This window comes from Aeromicrobium sp., assembly GCF_025965075.1.
GTDB lineage: Bacteria > Actinomycetota > Actinomycetes > Propionibacteriales > Nocardioidaceae > Aeromicrobium.
Window position 1 is genome coordinate 1 of the sequence record NZ_JAOPXQ010000048.1, and the last position, 3,123, is coordinate 3,123.

5 protein-coding genes are annotated in these 3,123 nt (G+C 67.9%); 4 read left to right on the top strand and 1 reads right to left on the bottom strand.

Features of this window, described 5'->3' with window-relative positions:
• The first annotated feature begins 140 nt into the window (after positions 1–140).
• From JWQ91_RS03270 to JWQ91_RS03280, 3 genes are all read left to right on the top strand, one after another.
• On the top strand, positions 141–521 hold the full coding sequence (locus JWQ91_RS03270) for a F0F1 ATP synthase subunit epsilon (RefSeq protein ID WP_297780778.1): 381 nt from the start codon (positions 141–143) through the stop codon (positions 519–521).
• Positions 522–542: 21 nt separating this feature from the next.
• On the top strand, positions 543–989 hold the full coding sequence (locus JWQ91_RS03275; protein ID WP_297780780.1) for a DUF2550 domain-containing protein: 447 nt from the start codon (positions 543–545) through the stop codon (positions 987–989).
• Between the two features lie 125 nt (positions 990–1,114).
• Positions 1,115–1,390 carry a hypothetical protein gene (locus tag JWQ91_RS03280; protein ID WP_297780783.1) on the top strand — a complete coding sequence of 92 codons (276 nt, stop codon included), beginning with the start codon at positions 1,115–1,117 and terminating at the stop codon, positions 1,388–1,390.
• A gap of 67 nt (positions 1,391–1,457) precedes the next feature.
• Here the strand turns inward: JWQ91_RS03280 and JWQ91_RS03285 are convergent, their stop codons facing one another.
• Positions 1,458–2,030, bottom strand: a complete 573-nt coding sequence (locus JWQ91_RS03285) for a cob(I)yrinic acid a,c-diamide adenosyltransferase (RefSeq protein WP_297780785.1) — start codon at positions 2,028–2,030, stop codon at positions 1,458–1,460.
• A 31-nt stretch (positions 2,031–2,061) separates the two neighbouring features.
• On the opposite strand from JWQ91_RS03285, the gene JWQ91_RS03290 reads away from it, so the two are divergent.
• Positions 2,062–3,123 (top strand): methylmalonyl-CoA mutase family protein (locus JWQ91_RS03290; RefSeq protein ID WP_297780788.1); only part of this gene is annotated, 1,062 nt, incomplete at its 3' end.

A 3,123-nucleotide genomic window follows, 5' to 3' on the forward strand; every position in this document is an offset into this window, starting at 1 on the left:
GTCTCCATCGACGAGACGATCGACGGCTTCACCAAGATCTGCGACGGTGACTACGACCACGTGGCTGAGCAGGCCTTCTTCATGTGCGGCGGTCTCGAAGACGTCGACAAGAAGTGGGAAGAAATCCAGAAGAGCCTCTGATGGCAGATCCGATTCAGATCGAGCTCGTCGCCGCCGACCGCGTCGTGTGGTCGGGGCAGGCTCGCGAGGTCATCGCCCGCACCGTCGAGGGTGACCTCGGCGTGCTGGCGGGTCACGCGCCGCTGCTGTCGCTCCTGGTCCCCGGTGTCGTGGAGATCTTCCCCTACGAGGGTGGTGACGTGGTCCGGGCGGCGGTCGAGGAGGGCTTCCTCTCGGTCGCCGACAACCACGTGTCGATCCTGAGCGAGGACGCGTTCCTTGCCTCGGAGGTCGACGCGGCGGCGGTCAAGGCCGAGCTCGAGTCGGCCAAGGCCGACGAGGACGACGCCGCGGTCCGCCGTGCCGAGGCCAAGCTCCGACTCGTCGACAAGACGTCCTGACGCACTGAAGGGGGTTGGCCCATGCCGCTGTGGTGGTGGTTGGTCGACTCCCTCGCGTTCATCGCCGGTTTCGTCGTCCTGCTGGTCCTGGGACTCCTGTTGCGCCGTCGGCTGCTCACGCGGTCGGGTGGAACGTTCGAGATGAGCGTCAACCGCAGCCCGGAGTCCCAGGTCAAGGGCTGGACGCTGGGCCTGGCGGTCTACCGCGACACCGAGCTCGAGTGGTTCCGCACGTTCTCGCTGTCGATGCGACCGCGCTACCGGTTCGGGCGCGGTGACGTCCAGATCGATGGCCGGCGCGAGCCGATCGGTCACGAGGTGCACGCGATCCACACGGGGCACCTGATCGTCGGCACGACGAACGCCTCCGGTGTCCGGCAGCTCGCGATGAGCGCCAACGCGCTGACCGGGTTGCTGTCGTGGCTCGAGTCATCGCCTCCCGGACAACGGGTCAACAACGTCCTGTGAGCGACCGGCCTGCTGGGGCGCTCGTACAGGTTCTCGCAAACCGGTTGACGGGTCCCGGGACAGGGGCGAGAATCGACAGTGTTCATCGGGCGCCTCGCCCGTCCCCTGCAACGAGAAGGTGTCCTGTGTTCAAGCGCATGTTCGTCGCCGCGTCCGTCTCGACCTTGGCACTGCTCCCCATCGCCTCAGGCGCGGAGGCTGCGACCTCGACCGATCCGTCGGTCATCGTCAAGGCTCAGCGCGCGAAGGCCCCGAAGCCGCCCGTCAAGGGCATCGACTGGGACGTGCCGACCAAGGGCATCGACTGGGACGCGCCGTCCAAGGGCATCGACTGGGATGCCCCGTCGAAGGCCCCCGGTGATGGCGGTACCGTCAGCACCCAGCGCATCGACTGGGACTGATCCTCGAACGAACGCCGGCGCGTCCCCTCATCGAGGGGGCGCGCCGGCGTCATGTCCGGACGGTGGGCTACCGCTCGCCGCCGGGGACCCAGAGGACGTCGCCCTGCTCCCGGTTGGCGAAGCGGCCGAGGATGAACAGCAGGTCGCTGAGCCGGTTGAGGTACTTCGCGGTCAGCACGTTCATGGTGTCGCCGTGCTCGTCGAGCGCCGCCCAGGCCGACCGCTCCGCGCGACGGGTCACGGTGCACGCGACGTGCACCGCCGCTGCCGCGGGCGTACCCCCGCGCAGGATGAACGACCGGAGCTTGGGCACCTGCTCGTTGTAGTGGTCGCACCATGCCTCGAGCCGGTCGACGTAGTCGGGCTCGACCCGCAGCGGGGGATACTGCGGGTTCTCCACGACGGGGCACGACAGGTCCGCCCCGACGTCGAACAGATCGTTCTGGACGTGGGTGAGGACCGTGACGACGTCCGGCTCCAGCGTGCCGAGCGAGATCGCGAAGCCGATCTGCGCATTGGCCTCGTCGACGTCGGCGTACGCCGCCAGCCGCGAGTCCAGCTTGCTGGTCTTGCTCATGTCGCCCAGATTCGTCGTGCCGTCGTCGCCGGTGCGTGTGTAGATGCGTGTCAGGTTGACCATGGGAGCGAGTCTAGGTCCGCGCTGATGTGACGTGACCCGCACTCCCGCCCTCGCGTGTTTACTTCGCGGTAATCTGACGGGCATGCCTGACAAGCCCTGGGTGATGCGCACCTACGCCGGACATTCCTCCGCTGCCGAGTCCAATGCCCTCTACCGCCGCAACCTCGCGAAGGGCCAGACCGGACTGTCGGTGGCCTTCGACCTGCCGACGCAGACCGGGTACGACCCGGACCACGAGCTCAGCAGGGGGGAGGTCGGCAAGGTCGGCGTCCCCATCCCGCATCTGGGCGCGATGCGGCAGCTGTTCCACGACATCCCGCTCGAGACCATGAACACGTCGATGACGATCAACGCGACGGCGATGTGGCTGCTGGCGATGTACCAGGTGGCGGCCGAGGAGCAGGGCGTCGACGCGTCCCTGCTGTCGGGGACGACGCAGAACGACATCATCAAGGAGTACCTGTCGCGCGGCACGTACGTGTTCGGGCCCGCCCCGTCGCTGCGGCTGACGACCGACATGATCGCCTACACCGTCACGACGATCCCGAAGTGGAATCCGCTCAACATCTGCAGCTACCACCTGCAGGAGGCGGGGGCGACGCCGACACAGGAGCTCGCGTACGCGCTGACGACCGCGATCGCGGTGCTCGATTCCGTCCGCGACTCCGGCCAGGTGCCGCCGGAGGAGTTCGAGAAGGTCGTCGGCCGCATCTCGTTCTTCGTCAACGCCGGGGTGCGGTTCGTCGAGGAGATGTGCAAGATGCGCGCCTTCGGGCGGCTGTGGGACGAGATCACCCGCGAGCGCTACGGCGTCCAGGACCCCAAGATGCGCCGGCTGCGCTACGGCGTCCAGGTCAACTCGCTGGGGCTCACCGAGGCGCAGCCCGAGAACAACGTGCAGCGCATCGTGCTCGAGATGCTCGGCGTGACGCTGTCGAAGAGCGCCCGCGCCCGTGCGGTCCAGCTCCCGGCGTGGAACGAGGCCCTCGGCCTGCCCCGTCCGTGGGACCAGCAGTGGTCGCTGCGCCTGCAGCAGGTGCTGGCCTTCGAGTCCGACCTGCTGGAGTACGACGACATCTTCGACGGCTCGCAC